Source organism: Arthrobacter sp. zg-Y1171, assembly GCF_025244845.1.
In the GTDB taxonomy this organism is placed as follows: domain Bacteria; phylum Actinomycetota; class Actinomycetes; order Actinomycetales; family Micrococcaceae; genus Arthrobacter_B.
Window position 1 is genome coordinate 239,747 of sequence record NZ_CP104264.1, and the last position, 20,160, is coordinate 259,906.

The 20,160-nt window shown below is 61.5% G+C and carries 20 protein-coding genes; 8 read left to right on the top strand and 12 right to left on the bottom strand.

The annotated features are described in order from the left end of the window. Positions 1–72 precede the first annotated feature (72 nt). From N2L00_RS01210 to N2L00_RS01220, 3 genes are all read right to left on the bottom strand, one after another. On the bottom strand, positions 73–573 hold the full coding sequence (locus N2L00_RS01210; RefSeq protein WP_255863602.1) for a hypothetical protein: 501 nt from the start codon (positions 571–573) through the stop codon (positions 73–75). After that, positions 570–1,508 (bottom strand): hypothetical protein, encoded by a 939-nt coding sequence (locus N2L00_RS01215; RefSeq protein ID WP_255863603.1) that lies wholly within the window; start codon positions 1,506–1,508, stop codon positions 570–572. Before N2L00_RS01215 ends, N2L00_RS01210 begins: the two co-directional genes overlap by 4 nt. Positions 1,509–2,024: 516 nt before the next feature. Then, positions 2,025–2,261: a hypothetical protein gene (locus N2L00_RS01220; protein WP_255863604.1), complete on the bottom strand. Its 237-nt coding sequence runs from the start codon at positions 2,259–2,261 to the stop codon at positions 2,025–2,027. 64 nt (positions 2,262–2,325) lie between these two features. Between N2L00_RS01220 and N2L00_RS01225 the strand changes: the two genes are divergently transcribed. From N2L00_RS01225 to poxB, 3 genes are all read left to right on the top strand, one after another. Next, complete coding sequence (locus N2L00_RS01225; RefSeq protein ID WP_260554449.1) at positions 2,326–3,534, top strand: hypothetical protein; 1,209 nt, start codon at positions 2,326–2,328, stop codon at positions 3,532–3,534. Positions 3,535–3,937: 403 nt separating this feature from the next. Then, entirely contained in the window at positions 3,938–4,885 is a 948-nt protein-coding gene (locus N2L00_RS16195; RefSeq protein WP_374676622.1) for a reverse transcriptase family protein, read from the top strand. Positions 4,886–5,035: 150 nt separating this feature from the next. Beyond that, complete coding sequence (gene poxB, locus N2L00_RS01230; protein ID WP_255863606.1) at positions 5,036–6,754, top strand: ubiquinone-dependent pyruvate dehydrogenase; 1,719 nt, start codon at positions 5,036–5,038, stop codon at positions 6,752–6,754. A gap of 359 nt (positions 6,755–7,113) precedes the next feature. On the opposite strand, the gene N2L00_RS01240 is transcribed toward poxB, so the two are convergent. From N2L00_RS01240 to N2L00_RS01260, 5 genes are all read right to left on the bottom strand, one after another. Next, complete coding sequence (locus N2L00_RS01240; protein WP_255863607.1) at positions 7,114–8,025, bottom strand: hypothetical protein; 912 nt, start codon at positions 8,023–8,025, stop codon at positions 7,114–7,116. A 236-nt stretch (positions 8,026–8,261) separates the two neighbouring features. Then, positions 8,262–8,891, bottom strand: a complete 630-nt coding sequence (locus N2L00_RS01245) for a hypothetical protein (protein WP_255863608.1) — start codon at positions 8,889–8,891, stop codon at positions 8,262–8,264. Between the two features lie 476 nt (positions 8,892–9,367). After that, entirely contained in the window at positions 9,368–10,135 is a 768-nt protein-coding gene (locus tag N2L00_RS01250; RefSeq protein WP_255863609.1) for an SCO1664 family protein, read from the bottom strand. Beyond that, positions 10,135–10,695, bottom strand: a complete 561-nt coding sequence (locus N2L00_RS01255; protein ID WP_255863610.1) for a DUF3090 family protein — start codon at positions 10,693–10,695, stop codon at positions 10,135–10,137. The genes N2L00_RS01250 and N2L00_RS01255 overlap by 1 nt, the downstream gene beginning before the upstream one ends. 15 nt (positions 10,696–10,710) lie before the next feature. Next, on the bottom strand, positions 10,711–11,412 hold the full coding sequence (locus tag N2L00_RS01260) for an MSMEG_4193 family putative phosphomutase (RefSeq protein WP_255863611.1): 702 nt from the start codon (positions 11,410–11,412) through the stop codon (positions 10,711–10,713). Positions 11,413–11,539: 127 nt separating this feature from the next. On the opposite strand from N2L00_RS01260, the gene N2L00_RS01265 reads away from it, so the two are divergent. Beyond that, on the top strand, positions 11,540–11,962 hold the full coding sequence (locus tag N2L00_RS01265; RefSeq protein WP_255863612.1) for a nucleoside 2-deoxyribosyltransferase: 423 nt from the start codon (positions 11,540–11,542) through the stop codon (positions 11,960–11,962). A 648-nt stretch (positions 11,963–12,610) separates the two neighbouring features. Next, positions 12,611–13,954 carry an APC family permease gene (locus tag N2L00_RS01270; protein WP_255863613.1) on the top strand — a complete coding sequence of 448 codons (1,344 nt, stop codon included), beginning with the start codon at positions 12,611–12,613 and terminating at the stop codon, positions 13,952–13,954. Here the strand turns inward: N2L00_RS01270 and N2L00_RS01275 are convergent. Further along, positions 13,951–15,231 (bottom strand): DUF3500 domain-containing protein, encoded by a 1,281-nt coding sequence (locus tag N2L00_RS01275; RefSeq protein WP_255863614.1) that lies wholly within the window; start codon positions 15,229–15,231, stop codon positions 13,951–13,953. The two genes, N2L00_RS01270 and N2L00_RS01275, sit on opposite strands and share 4 nt — an antisense overlap. Positions 15,232–15,531: 300 nt before the next feature. Between N2L00_RS01275 and N2L00_RS01280 the strand changes: the two genes are divergently transcribed. Both N2L00_RS01280 and N2L00_RS01285 read left to right on the top strand, forming a co-directional pair. Then, positions 15,532–16,647 carry an acyl-CoA desaturase gene (locus N2L00_RS01280; protein WP_255863615.1) on the top strand — a complete coding sequence of 372 codons (1,116 nt, stop codon included), beginning with the start codon at positions 15,532–15,534 and terminating at the stop codon, positions 16,645–16,647. A 46-nt stretch (positions 16,648–16,693) separates the two neighbouring features. Next, a complete protein-coding gene (locus N2L00_RS01285) occupies positions 16,694–17,257 on the top strand; it encodes a GrpB family protein (protein WP_255863616.1) in 564 nt (187 codons plus the stop codon). A 122-nt stretch (positions 17,258–17,379) separates the two neighbouring features. Here N2L00_RS01285 and N2L00_RS01290 read toward each other — a convergent pair whose 3' ends face one another. Beyond that, positions 17,380–18,186, bottom strand: a complete 807-nt coding sequence (locus N2L00_RS01290; RefSeq protein WP_255863617.1) for a hypothetical protein — start codon at positions 18,184–18,186, stop codon at positions 17,380–17,382. A gap of 191 nt (positions 18,187–18,377) precedes the next feature. Here N2L00_RS01290 and N2L00_RS01295 point away from each other — a divergent pair, with 191 nt between their 5' ends. Continuing rightward, the gene (locus N2L00_RS01295; RefSeq protein WP_255767325.1) at positions 18,378–18,512 is read left to right on the top strand and encodes a hypothetical protein; all 135 of its coding nucleotides are present in this window, start codon (positions 18,378–18,380) and stop codon (positions 18,510–18,512) included. A gap of 68 nt (positions 18,513–18,580) precedes the next feature. On the opposite strand, the gene N2L00_RS01300 is transcribed toward N2L00_RS01295, so the two are convergent. Together N2L00_RS01300 and N2L00_RS01305 are read right to left on the bottom strand one after the other, a co-directional pair. Next, positions 18,581–19,165 carry a DUF3060 domain-containing protein gene (locus N2L00_RS01300; protein ID WP_255863618.1) on the bottom strand — a complete coding sequence of 195 codons (585 nt, stop codon included), beginning with the start codon at positions 19,163–19,165 and terminating at the stop codon, positions 18,581–18,583. Positions 19,166–19,331: 166 nt separating this feature from the next. Continuing rightward, a complete protein-coding gene (locus N2L00_RS01305; protein WP_255863619.1) occupies positions 19,332–20,159 on the bottom strand; it encodes an SDR family oxidoreductase in 828 nt (275 codons plus the stop codon). Position 20,160 lies beyond the last annotated feature (1 nt).

Here is a 20,160-nt window from a genome sequence, read left to right on the forward strand (position 1 = left end):
TGAAAGGTATGTCAGCCCCATAGAGGCCTTGTCCTGTCTGGACCCGTAAGCGCAGATTACGGATTCTCAAGGTCATAGGGATCGCCATTCAAGTAGTCGTTCGATATCCTTGTTGGAAACTTTTCCGTTTACGGCCGCCAACGCAACCAATTCACGCTCGAGTACACCCGCGCTGCGGATCTCGTTGAGAGCCTCGCGGCCATTTTGGGTCAGCTCGAATGGTCCGAGGCCGTCACGCGAGAGAAAACCCAACCCGAGCGCGAGGTCGAGAGCTCGATCGAGGGCGGGCTCGAAACGAACGAGAGGCGTATCCAGAAGCGCGGTGCCAACTTTGATGTTCGCCAACATTTCGACACGTTTCGCGGATTGGAGCGCCCAACTCAGGACGTGCATTGCCTTCCAAGTTGCCTTCCCTGCACGGCTCTTCTCAACGATGAGAAGGCAAACCGCAATGCGTAGTTCGGGACGAAAATCAGGTGACACTGGATCGGGGCGAGGAACGAAGTTCATAGGGGCGTCCAGCCACCTCAATGTTTCCGACTCCCCATCGATAAGTTGGGATGATTCGGTCATGGCAGTGCCTGGAACTCGAGCGGGCAACGCATCAACCATTCGCCCGCCTGCCCGCGAGATAGGCGTTGTGCATCACCCTTCCTCAGCCCAGCGACAACCGATTCGAGTTGGTTAGCATAGTCGTCCACAACTTTGAGGACACGATCGTGAGGCTGAGTAACTGCGAACCCGTTCTCGAATTCCAGAGCTTCCTGTTGCAAACGTCGTTGGGCTTCGATGGCTTCACGCGTCTGCGGAAAGTCTCTCAGATTTTCCATCATTTCTTCCTTGGCGAGGAACCACTTGGTTAAAGACTTGCGCATGGTCTGGATATCCGCTGCCGGGTGGTGATTTTTCAAGTCTTGTAGTTTTCTCAACAGCGTCGTGGTGAGCATAGGCTGAGTTCCGGCAAACCCCGAGACCGCACCGTCTGATACGACGGGCTCGGGAAGGCGGACCTGCACAGCGGCATCACTCAAAGCGGCCTGGTACTCTCCCTGATAATCCTGTGGTGTTTTAAGCGTGATAGAGAAATCAGTCGAAATAAAAGACAATCCCCATGAGCGCACGGTCGCAGCACGTTTGTTAGCGTAGGCGACAAGCTCGGTTGAATGATATTGCGGAACAATTAAAAAGTAGTTCTGGATTATAAGCCCGTCAAGGAGTTGAGGTAGGTCATCTTTGTTCTTTTGTAATTTGAGGGTATCGCGATTGAGTTTGGCTCGCTGTTTTTGGGTGCGAGCTCGCAAGTCGAGCGAGTCCTTGTCGGCATAGCATTGGTAGGCGATACCATCGGTTGAGAAGCCTTCGAGCCCTTTATCGCCACCCATCTCGGCAGGAAAGTAGCGCAACTTCTCTGGCGGGTATCGTCTTTGAAGTAGGCTCCACACAAACGCCTCAAAGTCATCCCCGGAGGGCAATGCGGGGATGCCCTGCAACGGGTCAGGCAAAGTCATAACTCGCAATCGTAGTCGAACCGTCTCTGTTTAACGTGGAACTTACGTCTCTCCGACACGGACTGAGCTTCCCGCCTTGGGCCGAGTCTGGGATTACTGAATCGTGGGGCACGGATCGAAAGGCGGCACTGTAGAGACACCTCTTGCTGGGTTATGAACGCCGTTACAAAAGTCGACGCACCCATTGCGCAAACCGGAGGTTGTTTCCGTGTCTATTCCCCGAAGCTGTCCTCCGTAGCTATGGTGTAGAACGCAATGGCCAGGGGGCGTCGGGCATGTCACCGGCCATTCCACAGCACCCTGCACTGCTTCTCGCCTTGGCGGTGACTACCGGGTTTGGCGGGGAGCCGGTCGCCCTCGCGTTCGGCATTGTTGACCTATGCATCGAGCGCCGCCATCCGCAGCAAGGCAGGGGCGTCCTCGAAGGGTGAGGCGACCGTCCTGCATCGCGCTGCACTGTGGCAGTTCTTTCCAGTTGCTCTCCGGCACGTCGTTGGCCCTGAGGCCCACGGCGTTCTACTCCAGCAAGTTCCTGCTATGCCTCGGCCATTCCGTCGCCGGGCTGTCGTCGTCGTCATCCAGCCCACCGAGGGGGTAGGCCTCAATGACCAGCTGTGCCGTCGTCGTATTCGAGCCTAGGCTCACCACCCCGACCCGGAACCAATCCTCCACCTCCTCCAGATCGTCATTGTCGACGAGCTTCAGGGGCGTACGGGCGCGGACAGGGTAAAGATGGCTGCCGTCCGCAGTCATCAGTAGCAATTCTGTAAGTATGATGACGCACGCTGCACTTTTATAGCCCGCCCGAAGGAGAAACGTGACTTTGTCTGACACTGAAGCTGGAGGTATGTGGCTAGAAAACTTTCTGCACGAAGACCGCCAACTCGCGCGGAAGTTGCTCGACTCATTCGCGCTCGACAGTTGGACCCAAGCACGCGCAAAATTGCTCGATTTGCTCCGTAGCGAAATAGATATCGTCAAGAGTTCCGGAGCTGTCTGGGTCATTCCGGCAATGGATAGTGGCGATATTCGGAAAGCCAACGGTTTGGCTGGGAACGAGAGCCTGATCGCGTTCAAGAATTTTCAGCCGGGCATGGATATCCCATCGATGCCCGGTAGCGAAGGCATCATCGGCCACCTCCTACGAGACATCCAAGGAACTGGCGTGCTGCCGTCGACGGCACCATTGGCAGAGCTTCGCAGAAAGCGTGTGAGCACCATCCTAGTGGTCACCGATACGATTGAAACAGGTGGTCAGGTTGCGAAGTACGTGCAGGCGCTACTGCGAAATCCGACACTAAAGAGCTGGAAATCGTTCGGCTGGATAAAGGTCGGTATCGTTGCGTATGCCGTTTCCGGCGAGGGGGGGAAGCTACTTTCAGGCTCGTCGGTGGCAGACTTCGTTCGGTTTGTTCGGAGCGCGCCCACCGTAAGAGCTTTGCCTTGGGCCTCCCCCGAGGTAGAGAATGCAATCTCTCTATGCCGTCGATATGGCCAGGGTTCAAATCCTCTTGGCTATGGCGATCACGCTAGCCTGTTCGGTTTCCAGGATCGTGTTCCAAACACAGTGCCCACAATCTTCCGCCAGAGCGGCAAAAATTGGGTACCCCTATTCGAAGGACGAAGTGGCCGGCTGGTCCCCACAGGAATGATCAGCGAACTCTTAGGTTCATCGAATGGACCCGTCGAGCACGACGATCTCTTAGCGGCGGTTCGACAAGAGCGGTTATCGATAAGCATCAATAAACAGCAGCGAGCGAGTAACCGAGATATTCTTACCGCTCTAGCGCTCCTGAAGGTCTCACCTGAGCGGGCTGCTCTCCTGGGGGTTGCGTTAGGTCTGACTCAAACAGAAGTAACCTCACTGCTGAATTATCTTTTGTCTCAGGGTTTGATTGCGGGTGACAACAGTTTGACCCCGGCCGGAACTGCAGAACTGATTGCTGGCAAAAGAAGGCCGCGGCGTGTCGTGCCCAAATCGTTCCCCACGGGCTTGACTCCTTACTATCCTGAGTCACTGAGATGAGGAGATGGATCAAGTTGAACCTAGAGATGAAGTCACGGCGTCGCCGTGACTCGTTGAGCGAATTTAGCTCAATTGGTTTGTGAGAGGAACCATGGTACGCCGGATTGCCGGTGTATTCGGAATAGCTCACGCAACGTGTGCAAGCACGAACAGGCCGCCCTGCGTGCGCCTTCGGGCTCTTCCTGTCCGTGGATCCCTCCGGGATCTCCAATCAGAGTAGGTCAATTTGCCATCTCCTCACCTCTACATTAACGAAGGCAGAGCGCTTGGCCGTGACGCGGAGACGCTTGCGCGTGCTGTGGCTTACGAACGCGTAATTCTGACCAACAACGTATACCCCATTCTTACGTTGCGGCACTTGGCCCGGGAGACCGGGACTGAATGGGGATACTTAAGGTCGATCGTGGAACGGCGGTTGAATGATTACTCTTCCATTCGGCGGCGAAAGCAAGACGGAACCTTCAGAGAGATCTCAGCACCTAATGCGGAACTCATGCATGTTCAGCGATGGATTCTCTCACGGGTCTTGACTGGGCTTCGTATTCACGAGGCCGCATTCGCTTATCGTCGTGGCCTGTCCATCAAGCACTGTGCTGAAGTACATTTAGGTGCGCGTTGGCTATTGAAGATGGACCTGCACGATTTTTTTGGAAGCATTTATGAATCGCGAATCTATACCGTACTAAGAGGGTTGGGGTACCCAGCACTTGTGGCATTTGAGATGACGAGAATCTGTACGAGGGTGATGCCACCTCCTGAGTGGAAGCCTTGGCTTTCCGGCCGAGGTGTAGAGGCCTATGGTGCGCCCTACCAGGGAGTGCTTCCACAGGGAGGGCCAACCAGTGGCGCCCTGGCAAACGCTGTTGCTTTCGATTTAGATACAGTACTGACTTCAATCGCTGAGCAGGGCGGCATGGCGTACACGCGGTACTCCGACGATCTCACCTTCTCATCACCGCAGGCCCTCTCTCGTAGCGCGGGCTCGAAACTTGTGGGCCAAATCGAGCTGGCAATCTCGCGCGCAGGGTTCAACGCGCATAGGGGAAAGACGCGCATAGTTACTCCTGGCGCCCGGCAAATCGTCCTCGGCCTAATGCTGACTCCGGAGGCGGTGAGACTAATGCCAGAATTCAGACACGCACTCGATAACCACATTCGTTGCGTGGAACGGTACGGTCCAGTTGCTCATGCAAAGGAGAGACGCTTTCATTCGGCCTTGTCCATGATCAACCATGTTGACGGGTGTCTGGCGTTCGCCATCGATATAGAGCCTGGCTGGACAGTAGAACGCAAATTCCGTTGGGAATCAGCGCTGGCCAAACATGGACACCCTGTCAATCAGGATGTGTAAAGCGGGTGCGGCCCGCCGCTACGCAGCGTTCTTCCGTTTTGCCTCTACCCGCTGATCAGGCGGGACGTTATAGACACCCCCCTCTACCCCCACCCGATCCCGCCGCCTAGACTGACGGGGCCGTCTGAGCGCGCCGAACGGAGGAGCAGCATGCCCACGATCGCCGAGACCGTCGTCCATAACCTCGCCGCCAATGGGATCCAGCGGATCTGGGGAGTTCCCGGGGACTCCCTGAACGCGGTGACCGAGGCCATCCGCCGGGAGAAGGGCATCGAGTGGATGCTCACCCGGCATGAGGAAGAGGCTGCATTCGCTGCCGCCGGGGAGGCTGCACTGACGGGTGAGCTCGCGGTGTGCGCGGGCAGCTGCGGCCCCGGCAACATGCACCTCATCAACGGGCTCTACGACGCACACCGCAGCCGGGTTCCCGTGCTCGCGATCGCCTCGCACATCCCGAGCGACGAGATCGGCAGCCAGTACTTCCAGGAGACCCGGCCCACCGAGCTGTTCCGCGACTGCACGGTCTTCTGCGAGATGGTCCTGAGCCCCGAGCAGATGCCGCGGCTGCTGGAGATCGCCATGCGGACGGCCATCGAGAAGAGGGGCGTCGCCGTGCTCGTGATGGCCGGCGACACTGCGCTGGAAGACGCCGTGGACGAGCGCGTCTTCACGGTCCGCCGCACCGACCCGGTCACCGTGCCCTCCCCGGCGGAGCTGCAGGAAGCAGCCGCCACGCTGAACTCCTGCGGGAACGTGACCATCCTGGCGGGCGCCGGCGTCGAGGGGGCGCGCGAGGAGGTCCTCGCCCTCGCCGACGCGCTGGGAGCACCGATCGTGCATGCCCTGCGCGGCAAAGAAATCATCGAGCACGACAACCCGTTCGACGTCGGCATGACGGGGCTCCTCGGCTTCGCGTCGGGATACCGGGCGATGGAGGACTGCGACGCGCTGCTGATGCTCGGCACCGACTTCCCGTACCAGCAGTTCTACCCGAAGAAGGCGAAGATCCTGCAGGTCGACATCCGGGGCGAGCAGCTCGGCCGCCGCGTGCCGCTCACCCAGGGCATGGTCGGCGGGGTGCGGGAGACGGCGTCGGCGCTGCTGCCGCTGCTCGAGCGTAAGTCCAACCGCACCCACCTGGAGAAGTCGCTGGACCACTACCGCCGCACCCGCGCGCAGCTCGACGACCTCGAGAAGCAGGGCCCGGGCACCATCCATCCGCAGCACCTCGCCCACCTGATCGACAAGCTCGCGGACGACGACGCGGTCTTCCTGCCCGACGTCGGCACCCCGGTCATCTGGGCGTCCCGGCACCTGCACATCGGCGCGCGACGGCGCCTGATCGGCTCCTTCTGGCACGGCACCATGGCGGCGGCCACCCCGCTGGGCCTTGGCGCCCAGGCGGTGGACCGCAACCGGCAGGTCGTGATCCTCGCCGGCGACGGCGGCCTCGCGATGATGCTCGGCGAGCTGCTGACGGCGGTGCAGCATCGGCTGCCGATCAAGATCGTGGTGTTCGACAACGCGGCGCTCAGCTTCGTCGAGGTGGAGATGAAGGCGGCGGGCATCGTCAACTTCGGTACCGGGCTGGAGAACCCGGACTTCGGTGCGGTCGCGCAGGCGGTGGGGATGCACGGCGAGAGCGTAAAGCGCCCGGAAGACCTCGAGGGCGCCCTGCGCCGTGCATTCGCTTACGACGGCCCCGCGCTCGTCTCAGTCGCGGTGGAGCGGCAGGAACTCTCCATGCCGCCGAAGATCGACGCGAAGCAGGCCACGGGCTTTGCGGTCTACGCGATGCGCACGGTGCTCGCCGGGAACGGCCGCGAACTCATCGATCTGGCGAAAGCCAACGCGCGCCAGCTGCTCTGAGCGGGCATCTCCTTGACCGTGTGACGAGAAGGTGCCGGATCCCTCGTCCTCGACGAGGTAGTTCGGCAGCCTTGAGACCCCCTAGAAGAGCTGCGCCAGGCATCTGTCGGGAAAGTCCCACAGCGGCTGCTCGCCGGCTGTCGGCTTGCAGGCCGCTGCGGCATCACGGATGCTGCCAGGAACGTGGCCTCGGATGCCCTTGTGAAGCGGTCGGTGAGCGTCAGCTCGGCGGTCACCAGATCGGGCGCCGGTACCCACAGCACCTCGGCGGCGTGGCGCCGTTCCGTGTTGCCGCTGCGTGCAGTCTTCGACGCTTCGGCGGCACCCGCTATGCCATATGGGCACTTATGTGGGACGGCCTACGCGCTGTTGGGGAGCTCTGGTTTATGGGTAGGTGGGTGGGTGAGCGAGGCGAGTTTCCCTTCGGTCTCTTTGAGGTGCGAGTTATCAGCCTTCACCGCGGCTAGTTTTTTGTCGATGACGGGGATGGCGTCGTTGGTGCGGCTTCTTTGGTGGGAAAGGTTGGTGGTTGCTTCTCTGACTGCTTCCTCATGCGCGGTGTTCGCGGCTTCAACGTTCCTGGCCGTGTTGTTGACGTTCGTTGCGAATCTTCGGACGACGGCTCCTTGGTCCGGGTTACAGGTGATCAGGGCCGCAAAGGATTGTCCTTCGAGCAAGAGGTACAGTTCTCGGTCGTCGTGCACTTTCTTCTTCTGAAGCATCCCACCGGCAAGTATCCCGACCGATCCCAGCATCATGCCTCCGGCGGTCATGCGTGTCAGAGTCGCTCTTTTCGTTCGCGCGAGGTTCCCGGAGGAATCAACGGTCGCGTTCACGTCGAGGCCAAGCGTAAAGGTTTGGCCCTTGATGACGATCTGGTGCTCAAATAGCTCTGCGGATCCGTCCTTGCCTCGATAGACCTGCACCAATTTCCTACCGGTCGCCTCGGCCGCCTTCATCTGCTGCTGCGCACGTTTTAGCTCGGCCGCGACAATGTTGCTCTCCCGACGGTGTTCCTTCTCGGCATCGGATACGCGTTGCTTGTACTCGCGTAATGCGTTGCGGTGGGCGATCTTGGCCTCGGACAAAGCTTCTCGTGCAGCTTGTTCGGCTGCTACACGGGCGTCATGGGCTGCGCGATCGGCCGGGGACATGGATGCAATCCGTGTTCGCTCGACAGAATTCTTTCGCAGTATGCGGGCGAACCCCACCGCCAAGACTAGAAGGACCGAACCGGCGATGATCACCGTGACCCAGGGAAATCCACTCATATTGCTTCCTTAGCTGTTCGGCCGGACCGTCAAATAGGTTCTGCCGTAAGGGAAAAGCATATTCTGTTTTCGACCCGAGAACGCATACCAACGTCTAACAATCTTGCCAGGCCGAGACTCTCCGCCTAAAAACATCTTCTGTTGCTTCCGTCGCCGCTCGAAAGCAGTTGCGCCTCAAATAGATCTGCATGACCGAGTGACTTGAACGATCGGTGTTCCGCCAGATCTGTAATTGGTCATTGTGAGATCGCGCGAGGCCTTTTCTTGTGGTTACTGCAGGGGTTGTGCGGCATCGTGGGCGATTTCGAGTTGGTACGACAAACAGCGCCTGCTGGCGAGCCGCAGAATGGACACTGATGGGAAAGGTCCATTACCGCGAGTAGGTCGCGTTCGTATCCCGCATAAAATTCATCCGGCATGATTGCCATTGCACGTGTGATAGCTGCCTCAACCTGGGGGCGATTCTTCAAGAGAGCTCGATGAAATAGTGCAACATCCCCGGCGGCACCCATCACCTCCGGAGCTTCCTCCCACAGCAGCCGTTGAAAAGTTGGGAAGGGTCGAGGGCCACCAAAATCCCCATTGAGCAGGACCGATCCAGCAGCCCGTGCTTCTGCTATCTGGAGCATCTCCAGATAATGCAGATCCAGCTCGCTCGTCGCCGTCGCCAAAACGCTCTTTTTGAGCCCTTCTGACCCGTTTTGGGCGAGGGCTTCTCTGATGTGGACACCGCTGCCGTAATAGCCGCTCACATGTTCGGGATCTAGTCGGGTGCTCTGGCCGATATATAGCCAGTCAGAGTCAGGGCTCTCGGTCCGGAAGATATAGCCGACGGCACCCGGTTCGATAACAACATATTTACTCATCGTTTCCCCAATTCCGCAGTTCGAGACACCCCACTTTACGGACAGTGAGTGACACGGAGCTGTTCGACATCCCCAGCACCATGCCATGGCAAGATAATCAAGTGCACCTATGGAGCAAGGCGGTCCGCTGATGTGAACCGCATGGCCAACAGCGCTTTTACCGCGCAGTGCTTCATCTCGCGGCTTTCGTCCATATCTAGGGCCAAAGGTTCCTTTTGTGCACATGGGTATGCCCCGATACCAAGAACTGGACCTCGAACGGTACGCAGAACAGGGTCCAGCGGCAGTGGCCAGGGAACTGGCCGCGGAAGCGGAACTGACAGCTGCAGCCTCCGCCCTCCAACCCCGCCCAGCTGACCCGATGGGGACTGCGCGCGGGCGGCAGCGCTTTCACCGTGGATTACCTGGTCCGCTACTTCCTCCACGATGCGCTCCATCACCTCTGGGACGTCCGACCACGGAGCTAGTCATGTCCTTTAGAACAGCGGCCAGGGCACCGCAGGCATGTCGCCGCTCGGAGCCGGAAACACCCCGGCCGAACGCAGCCGGACGCAGCGCGCGGCAAACGAAGCAACTTCCTCGGCGGTCAGCAGCTTCGCCAGCTGCGAGCCCAACTCGCCCTCGAGCCCCGAGAGCACCCGGTCAACACCCTCAAGTTCCTCGGCGCTCAGCACGTCGCCGATCCAGCCCCACAGCACGGTCCGCAGCTTGTGCTCGCTGTGGAAGGTGAGCCCGTGGTCCACCCCGTACCGGTGCCCGCCGGCCATGGCGAGGATGTGGTCGCCCTTGCGGTCGGCATTGTTGACCAGGACATCGAACACGGCCATCCGCCGCAGCGCCGGAGTGTCCTCATGAATGAGGGAAACGATCCGCCCGTTTTCATCCTGGCCCTGGAGTACTTCTTTCCATCCGGTCTCCGGCACGTCCTCTTCCGGCACCAGGTCCACCGCGGTCTGCTCCGGGTCGGTCTCCTGCCAGAGCTGGACCATGCCCTCACCGAATCGACCGTCGCGCAGCCAGGTGCGCGGCACGATGTTCCAGCCCAGCACCTCGGACACCAGATACGCGGCCACCTCCCGGTGCGCCAGGCACCCGTCGGGAAAATCCCACAACGGCTTCTCGCCGGCTATCGGTTTGTAGACCACGGCCGCGTCGCCGATGCTGCCCAGAAAGGTGGCGTTGGACGCCGTCGTGAGCCTGCCGGTGAGCGTCAGCTCGGCGGTCACCAAATCGGGCGCGGGCATCAGGCCTCGGGGAAGGTGCAGGTGTGCCCGTCGGCGTCGATCGGCTGGCCGCAGATCACGCAGATGGGACGCCCGGCGCCCACCACTTCCCGCGTGCGCTTCGCGAAGGCCCGGGCCGTGCCGACCGGCATCCGCACCCGCAGCACCTCTTCGGCGTCGTCCGTCTCGTCGTCGTCATCCTCGAGGAAGCCGTCGTCGTCCTCATCCACGTCCTCGAGGGGGTAGGCCTCGATGACGACCTGCGCCGTCGTCGGATCCCAGCCCAGGCTCATCACGCCGGCGCGGAACTGTTCCTGCACCGCCTCGAGATCGTCATTGTCCACGAGCTCCAGGGGAGTGCTCGCGGGAACGTGGAAGGGGTTGCCGTCGACGGTCATGAGTTGGTCGAGGATCTCGTCGATCTTCTCGGCGAGCTGGGCCGACTGCAGTTTCTCCAGGGCGATGCTGACAATCTGCTTCCCGGCGCGGACCTGCAGGTAGAACGTGCGCTGGCCCGGAACGCCGACAGTGCCGACGACGACGCGGTCCGGCCAGTCGAAATCGTGAACGGTTGTAGGCATAGAACTACTCTAGGCTCATCGGGCCGGCGGTGCCGCGTGACCTGCACCACCGCCCACCGGGGCATCGTTCGATGTCGGCCTGACCGCCAGCCAGGACAGGTCCCCGGCGTCGGTGTTGGTCGCGAGGACGGTGGGGCGTCCCGTGCCGTAGTGCACGATCGACACGGAGGCCGGGCCCACATTGAGGCGCTGGAACATGTCCAGGTGCATGCCGAGCGCGTCGGCGAGGACCGACTTGATGATGTCCCCGTGGCTCACCGCGACCCACACGGCCCCCGGCCCGTGCTCGGCCTCGAAGGCTGCATCGTGGCGCCGGATCGCCGCCACCGAGCGGGCCTGCATCGCGGCCATCGACTCGCCGCCGGGAAAGGTGACGGCGGAGGGCTGCGACTGCACCGCCGCCCACAGCTTCTCCTTCGCGAGCTCCTCGAGCGTGCGGCCCTGCCAGGAGCCGTAATCGCACTCGGTGAGATCGTCGTCGACCGGCGTGTGCGGGGTGCCGGTCTGGCGGTCGAGGATGAACTGGGAGGTCTGCCGGCAGCGCTCGAGCGGGCTCGACACCACGCCGACGACGGGCACGACGGCGAGCCGGTCGCCGGTCGCTGCGGCCTGGTCGCGGCCCGCCTGGTCGAGTTCGACGCCGGGGGTCCGGCCGGCCAGCACACCGGTGGCGTTCGCTGTGGTGCGGCCGTGCCGCACGAGGATTACTGTTGCCATCCCCCAAGCCTAGTCATGTCGGCGACGTCCGGGCGCGGAAGTGAACGGTGCTGGGTGTGCTCGCTAGGGGCGCCGGGCCGGCTCAGTAAGGAACAATGGCCGCAGTTCCAATGAGGAGGGAGAAGCTTTGAAAAGGTTCTATGTTGCGTCGAGCTTCAGAAACATCGCCAACGTCCGGTACGTTGCGCAAACCCTGGAAAGCAAGGGCTACGTCAACGCGTACGACTGGACCCGGAACGCGGCGGCGCGCGATGCGGGCACCGTCACCCTCGATGATCTGCGCTCCATCGGGCAGCAGGAGAGAGATGCAGTGATGGGGGCCGACGTCGTCGTTATCCTGCTTCCAGGCGGGAAGGGCACGCATGTTGAGCTTGGCATCGCCATCGCTCAAGGCAGAAGGATAGTCCTGCATTCGGCGGACGAGGACATCAAAAACCCTGAAACCACCAGCACGTTCTACCACCTACCCGAGGTGGAGAGGTGCCACGGAACCCTGGACGACCTCCTGGCCATGATCGTCGGCCGGGACGTGCCCGTTGCCTCGGTCTGAGTCGATTCTGTCGCAGTGAGGGACCGGCTTACGGGACTGCTTGCAAGGATCAATTCAGAACATCATGACGACGGCTGCGATGCCCTGGCGTCTCTAGCAGCACCTGTGCCGCGAACGGACCCGCCTATGGACTGCGAGTTGCTTGGCTACGCGCGTCCTGCCCTCGGCGCTTCTTAAACCATTGGCTGAGGCAGATGGTGACGAGCAGTCCGGCCAAGATTGCGATGACCCAACGAAACAGCATCTGGATGTCTGTATAGGTATCGAGAACGATGATCATCACAAGAGCAGCGAAGGTGCTGACGACGACGGTTGGGAAAGGCCTCATAGAGTCAAACGTTTCAATGTTGGGCACCAGGGGCAAACGGGAACGGTGCCCGCAGAGTGGGAATGACCGGCTTTGCGCCTTGAGGTGTCCATGCCAGCATTACAGCGCTACCGGCGACCGAAGTTCCAATATCAGTTGTTCGCCGGGGCCGCTCCCCGTCTGACTCACCCGGCTCCGGCAGACCGGAAACACTCCCTGGCGGAATGACGATAGGCCTGCGAGCCGGAAAAAAATGCTCGACTACCTGCCTCAACGCTTTTGGTGCACTGGATTTCGCCAAAGTAGTTGCGCAGGGACGACAAACAGAATCCAATAGCCCCATGACGAAGGATCCCGGCACGACCACATCAAACGCACAGCCCGGGCTGAAGCGGGCAATCGGTGTGCCGCTGCTGTTCGCCTTTATCGTGGGCGACACCCTCGGGGCCGGCATCTACACCCTCGTGGGTACCATGGCCGCCGACGTCGGCGGCGCGATCTGGATACCCCTGCTGATCGCACTGGTCGTCGCGCTACTTACTGCCGCGACCTACGCGGAACTGATCACCAAGTACCCGCACGCTGGAGGAGCCGCGCGCTACGCAGACCGGGCTTTTGGTATCCCCTACGTGTCATTCATCGTCGGCTTCCTGATGATGGCCTCAGGAATCACCACAGCCGCTGCCCTCGCGAACGCCTTCGCGGGCGATTACCTCACCGCGCTCATCGCCGTGCCAGCTGCCCCCGCGGCGATCGTATTTATTATCTTGCTGACGCTGATCAACCTTCGCGGCGTCAAGGAGTCCCTCGCCGCGAACCTCGTAGCTTCTGTCATCGAGGTAACCGGCCTCGTCATCGTCATCGTCGTCGCCGCCATCGTCCTCGCCTCCGGCAACGGGGACCCCTCCCGGCTCCTCGAGTTCGCGCCGGACGTACCGCCCTTCCAAGGTGCCTTCGCCGCATCGATCGTCGCGTTTTTCTCTTTCCTGGGCTTCGAGGCCGCAGCAAACATGGCCGAGGAAGTACGTAACCCATCCAAGGCCTACCCCCGCGCACTTTTCGGTGCCATCTGCACCGCTGGAGTGGTCTACCTCCTCATCGCTCTCGGTGCGGTCATTGTCATGCCCCCGGCCGAACTGGCCGACTCCACCGGTCCTCTGCTCGACGTCGTCGCCGCCAGCGGCGTCGGAATCCCGCCCGGACTGTTCAGCATCATCGCCCTGATCGCCATTGCCAACGGAGCACTGCTGTTCATGGTCATGGCCAGCCGTGTCGGCTACGGATTGGCAGAAGCAGAACTGCTCCCTCACGCCTTCGCCCGCGTGCTGCCAGGCCGTCGCACCCCCTGGGTCTCCATTATTGTGGTTGCCGGATTGACGATCGTCCTTACCCTCCTCGGAAATGTCGCCACATTGGCCGAAACCACCGTGCTGCTCCTACTCCTGGTGTTCCTTTCTGCCAACGTCAGCGTCCTCGTCCTCAAAAAGGACAAAGTGGACCACGACCACTTCTCAGCCCCCCGAATTATGCCGATCCTCGCGATCATTGCGAGCATCGCACTCCTCACACAACAAACCGGGATCGTCTGGCTCGGCGCCGCCGCCTACGCAGTGGTCGGATCCTTGTTGTTCCTCGCTGCCAGGGCCGGACGCAAACGCCAGGAACGCGTGAACGCTAGTAGCTAACGAGGTGGGCCACCGTTGGGCGGGGTGCCACCGCCGGGTGTGCCGCCGGCGGGACCGTTGCCGCCGCCCATGCCGGAGCCCGCTTCCTGCACCACAGTGTTGGCATAGTCGTTCGTAGGGTCGCGGTAAATGGTGTGGACGTGTCCCCAGCCGGAGGTGGACACTCCGTCGACATCCGCGCCTGCCGAGCCCTGCTGCGCCTGGAAGGCGACATAAACGTTCGGCCCCGAGATGGAGAACGAGATACCGTCCCCAGTGCTCATGTCGTACGTGGTCTCCCCGGACCACGCGATGACGGTGTCACCGAGGGTGGCCTCGATCTTCGCCCGGGAATCGGCAGTGGTCTGCTCGTCCGCCATGCCGGACCAGTTCGCGATGAGATCGAGGAGCAACTGCTTCTGAGCGTCGGTCAGATCGGCGCCGGTGAGGCCGGCTCCGGCGTCGAAATCACAGGTATCGCCAGGGGCACACATGCTGACGTCGCCCGACGTGAGCGCAGCCTGCTGTTCCCCCGTCAAGCTGTCAAAGAATGCGAACGCGTCGGTGTAGATGCCGTCGAACGGCTGCACTTCGTTGCCGTCGGCGTCGGTGTAAACGGCAGGCTGCACACCGAGGTGGGTGGGAGCGAACGTGATCGCGTCACCCGCGCCGTCGAGGGTCGCGTTGATACCGAGGTGGTGGCCGCCGAACTGCACTTCGAAGGCGCCGGTGTCAGACGGCTCGCCGAAGAAGGCGATGTAGTACTGGCCGAGGGACTGCTCGGTGCTGCTGCTGTTCTGCTGCAGGTACTCGTCGCCACCCATAATGCCGGACACCGTGTCGTACGCTTCGTCGCTAAGCAGCGCCTGCAGCACCGCCAATGCTGCGGTCTCCTGCTCATCGCTCAGGTCGGCCAGATTCAGGCCGGCACGCTGGACGAACGTCACGGGAAAGTTTGACCAGGAGGTTGTCTTCGTCGCGTCGCCGTAGTCATACAGGACTGTCTCGCGTTGCTCATCGCTCAGCGTCGCCAGGAATGCCTCAGCGGCAGCTGCCGTCGAGGAAATCGTCTCTTCGGTTGTCGTCGGCGACGTCGTTTCCGTGCCTGTTTCCGCGGCCGTGCTGCTGCTCGAATCACTCGCAGCCGAAGGGGACGCGGTGCCGGCGGTGGAAGCGACGTCGGCCGCGCAGCCGGTGAGGGCGAGGCCGCCTGCCAGGAGGAGTGAGACGACCCGCAGGGCGCGCCGTCGTACCAACGACGCCGCGGGCAGGGTAACGGTGGTTCCGGAAGATCTCATAGTCAACACGGTAGAAAAAGCCGCTTGCCGTTCGCTTCCTGGTTGCTGAGAGCCTCCTGAAAGCGGGTGTCGAGGATCCGGAGACGGATCGGCTTATGCATCAACACGGCTCAGCGTTCCGCCACGGAAATGAAACGAAAAAGACGTCTTGCATATACGATAAGCACACTTAGGATCGACCGGCCCCCAGCCGGAAATGCACACAGCACCAGATCTGCACCCCAGGCGAAGGCCGAGGAGCGAATCGGGTGCTGTTCGCTAATATGACATGGACTTTGTCCGCCGATATGAAAGTGAATTATGGACGACGCCGTTATGACGGGTACCAGTGTGGATGCGAGTGGAGAAGGCAAACGCCGGCCGGCTGGCCCGGCCCGCCAGCGGCACACCAGCGACTTCACGGCGTTGACCCGACAGATCCAGGAAGCCGGCTATATGCGCCGGAACTACGGCTACTACTGGGCCAAGCTGATTGGGGTAACCCTGATTGGCCTGGTGCTGGCCCTGGCTTTCATCCTGCTGGGGGACACCTGGTGGCAGATGGTGACCGCGGTGGTGCTGGCGTTGCTGATGACGCAGATCGCGTTCCTGGGGCACGACGCCGCGCACCGGCAGATCTTCGTGTCGCCGAAGTGGAATGAGTGGGTCTCGCTGATCGTGGTTAATCTCTTCGCCGGCATGGGCCTTGGCTGGTGGAATGCAAAACACAGCAAGCATCATGCTGCACCGAACAAGGTCGGCACGGATCCGGACATCGCTCCCGGCGTCCTGGCCTTCACCCCCGAGGCAGCCGAAGCGCGTAAGAACCGCTTCACGCGCTGGCTTGCCACCAAACAGGGTTACTTTTTCTTCCCGCTGCTCCTGCTCGAGGGCGTCAACCTGCATGTGCAGGGCATCAAGCGGGTACTGGGAAAGGGCCGGATCAAGCGGCGGTGGGTGGAGCTCAGCTTCATCACTGTGCGCCTGGTCAGTTACGTGGCGCTGGTTTTCCTCGTGCTTTCACCGGGCAAGGGTGCAGCGTTCATCGGCGTCCAGCTCGCCGTTTTCGGGCTGTACATGGGTATTTCCTTCGCCCCGAACCACATCGGCATGCCGATTGCGCCCCGGGAAGCGGGCATCGATTTCCTGCGCCGCCAGGTATTGATGAGCCGTAACATCACCGGCGGCCGGTGGGTGGATACCTTTATGGGCGGCCTGAACTTCCAGGTCGAGCACCACCTGTTTCCCTCCATGTCCCGCCCGAATCTGCGCAAAGTTGCCCCGCTGGTCCGCCAGTACTGTGATCAGCTGGGGGTTCGGTACACCGAAACCGGGTTTGGCCAATCCTTGAAGGACGTCACCGCCTATATCAACAGGGTGGGCCGCGGCGGGGTCGATACGTGGGCGTGCCCGCTGGCCAGCACGCACCGCGTGTAACGGCGGATCGCGGGGTCAGCGGATGCCCTGCAAGAATGCTCTGGTGATGAAAAGCCAAAAACCGCGACGACCGGACGTGACGACGCTGGAGCTGATCGGGGGGCCGGAGAGACTCGAACTTCCCCTCCACAGCTACGACGACCGGTGGCCGGCAATTTATCTCACTCACCGTCACCGCATTGAGGCTGCCCTCGGGACAGCGCACGCCGGGATCGAGCACATCGGTTCGACGGCGGTTCCGGGACTGGCAGCAAAGCCGATCATCGACATCGTGGTTGCGGTAGAGGACATCACCGCAGAAGAGGACTACCTCGATCCGCTTATCGCCGCCGGATACGAACTGCGGGTACGCGAACCGGGACATCGCCTCGTACGCACACCGGCCCGTGACGTGCACGTGCACCTGTATGGGCGGGACGATCCTGCCGTGGACGAATACCTCATCCTGCGTGACCACCTGCGGGCAAATGCGGACGACCGCGCCCTCTATGAGAGCACCAAGAGAGCCCTGCTCAGCAGGCAGTGGGAGGACATGAACGACTACGCCGACGCCAAGACCGACGTCATCCTGGCGATCAAGGCACGGGCAAGAGCAGGTCGCGGACGCTAACGGGGGAGTGTCGCCAACCCCGTGGCATCCGCGACGAACGGTGCCGCGGTGCGGGTGGACGGGGGTGTGCTGACGAGCGTGGTTTAGCTCAGGTACCGCCGGCACCTCACCGCCTTCATCCTTTACTTAATGCCGAAGTCGAACCCGCCGCCTTGCTGGTGCCCAAACCGTTCACGCAGGAAGTTCCCGGTGTTGGCCAGGTCCATCGACGTCTGGCGGTGACGGCTGGAGTGCAGCGTGTCGGCTTGCCGGGCGAGGAGCTGAAGTTGCTCCACCAGTTCCTCGTTGGCGGTCCTCCCGTTCGCCTGGCGGTTGTCCACCACGCTGGGAGGAACGGCCAAGTATCCACGTATGACGGACGGCAGGTACTCCCGCACGGTGGCGGTCAGCTCGTACTCAAACTGGGGATCACCCATCGGCTGCTGTGCTTCCGCGTCGATAACTGTGTCCAGCGTCTGGCAGGTTTCCAGAATGCTGACATACGCGTCTGCGGGAAGCCGGTTCTTGTTCTGCTTGGCGTGCGCGGCAACCCATGCCAAAGACTGGGACAGGTCCTGTGCGGACGGAGCGGTTGGTGCCCCTGCCGGAGAGGGGGTGGGGGCAGACGGCCACGGTGCATTCGGCTGGCCGGTGACGTTACGTCCGGGGCTCTTAACCCTCCGGCTCAACCAAAGATCGCGAAGCATGTAGAACCGCAGGGACGATACTCCTATGGAGCCGAGACCTACAAAGGACGCCGCGGTGTAGAAGGGGCTTTCCGCGGGGACGGAGAAGGCGCCCACAAAGAGGACGACGTAAAGGGCGCCCTCGAGAATCACCTTCAAGTTCTTTTTGAGTATGCCGAGCATGAGCACAATCAGAGGCATAAAAATAAAGAAAAGGACGGCAAATATGACCTTGAGGACGTTCCCCACGGTGAGACGCGACATGTAGTACTCCTTGGAATCAAGCTGAATTGCAGTCTATCCGCCGATATCCACGACTCAGGCCACAAGGATTCAGAAACGTCTTTAAGGGCAGGTGAAAAATCGTTGCTCGCGTCTGAAAACGGCGGAATTCGACCGAAGGACCAGCGGCCTGTATCGAGTAGAATTGCGCCCAATCGGTCAGGAACGGAAGGATGGAAAAGGCCATCAATGATCAGGCCGCGAAAGGCTACCGGCTTCACACCATCACCACCGCGAGCAGCGGGAGCAAGGGATTCGGCGGCGGCGACCGCATCCAGGCGACGATGGTGTTCGAGAGCCTGGGGTAGGCGCCCAGAGTGCTAAAGGTTCAGCCCGCGGCTCACCTCGCCGCCGTCTCGTCCGCCCATGCTCGTGTTCATCGGGCCGAGACGGAGTTCGTACCCTCGGTTTCGATCAAGGGGTCCCCGGAGGTGTAGGTAACGGTGTTGTTCTCTCCTTCGACGTCGATGTCACGGGTCACCTCGACGGCGACAGTGTTCGCGGTTCCGTCCACATCGATGTCGGGCACATTGCTGAGGGTGACTTCATTATTGTTGCCCTCAATGTCGAGGTTTTCCGCGTCCTCGCCACTGACGGTGTTGTTATTGCCCCGGATGTCGATGTCTTCACATTGACCAGTGGTCCGGACGGTGGAGCCATTTGTCTCGACGTCGATGTCCCCGCCGCCGGAGCAGGTAATGCTGACGCTGGTGTTCGCTTCCGTAATTTTATGTTCTTGCCCCCGGCTGAGGGTGATCGTCGCACCGGCGCCGCCGGATGCCGTTGATGCGCTTGGGTCTGTCGCGGAAGCCGTGGCCGTGCTCTCCGGTGTTCCGACGCTGGTTGATGATGGGGTTCCGGTTTCCTCGGGTGTCGGCGCCGGATCAGCGGAGCATCCGGTGATGAGTGCCAGGCCCGCGACGGCGGTAAGCACGGGCGCGGAGATGCGGCTTCGGTACATGCGGGTTCTCCTCAGCTAGGCGGGGCTGGGTGTTCAATCGGCCTGCCCGGAGAGAACCTGCAGCTGCCCGAGCAATCCGTCGTTGGGGGCACTTCCGCTTGCCTGTTTTATTGTCCAGCATCTTGGATGGCATGGCCATGTAACTCGGCAGAACACTGGGGGGGGGTCAGTCAGCCGGCCGCCGGGTGAGACGGTCGGTGATGAGCCGGTTGGCCCAGTTCGGAGTCATCTGGGAGAGCATGACCAGGAAGCGTGCCTGCGGTCCGACGGCGTGATGGACGTTGCGGGGCCACTTCCGATTGCGACGGGACCTAATGCTGCGTTCCACGGCGGCGACAGCAGCTGCGGCAACGTCGGTTTCATTCAGCCGCACGCCGAGCGACTGGATCGCCCCGATACTGACGCCCTTGACCATCCCGGTGTTGACGAACAGCGGCCACAGATCGAGCACGGCAATGCCATGCTCCGCCCATTCCAGTTCCAGTGCCTCGGTCAGGCCGCGGACCGCGAACTTCGTGGCGCCGTAGGTGGCAAGATCGGGCTGCCCGTAAATGGCTGAGGCTGATCCCAGGTTGAGCAGCACCGGCCTGTCAGCATTTTTCAGGTACGGGAACGCGGTATGCGCACCGTTGATGGTGCCGAGAACGTTGACGTCCACGAGCGCGCGGTGCCGTTCAAGATCGGTATCAACAAACGGCCCGGCAGCCAGCAGTCCGGCGTTGTTGACCAGAAGGTCCAAACGGTCCTCGCAAACGGAGGCTAGGGCTTCGCGCCACTGCTGGGCGTCCCGGACATCGAGGGCTCCGGTGACGACCGTCGTGCCGTGGGCGGCAGCAATGTCCTTGAGTTCGGCGAGGCCCTCACTTTCGATGTCGAACGCGCCGACTTTCCAACCATTGCGCAACAGTCGGGCCGCGGTGGCATGTCCGATGCCGCGGGCGGCGCCGGTGACGACGGCGATGCGGCGTGAGTGCTGCTCAGTGTTCCCGGCCATG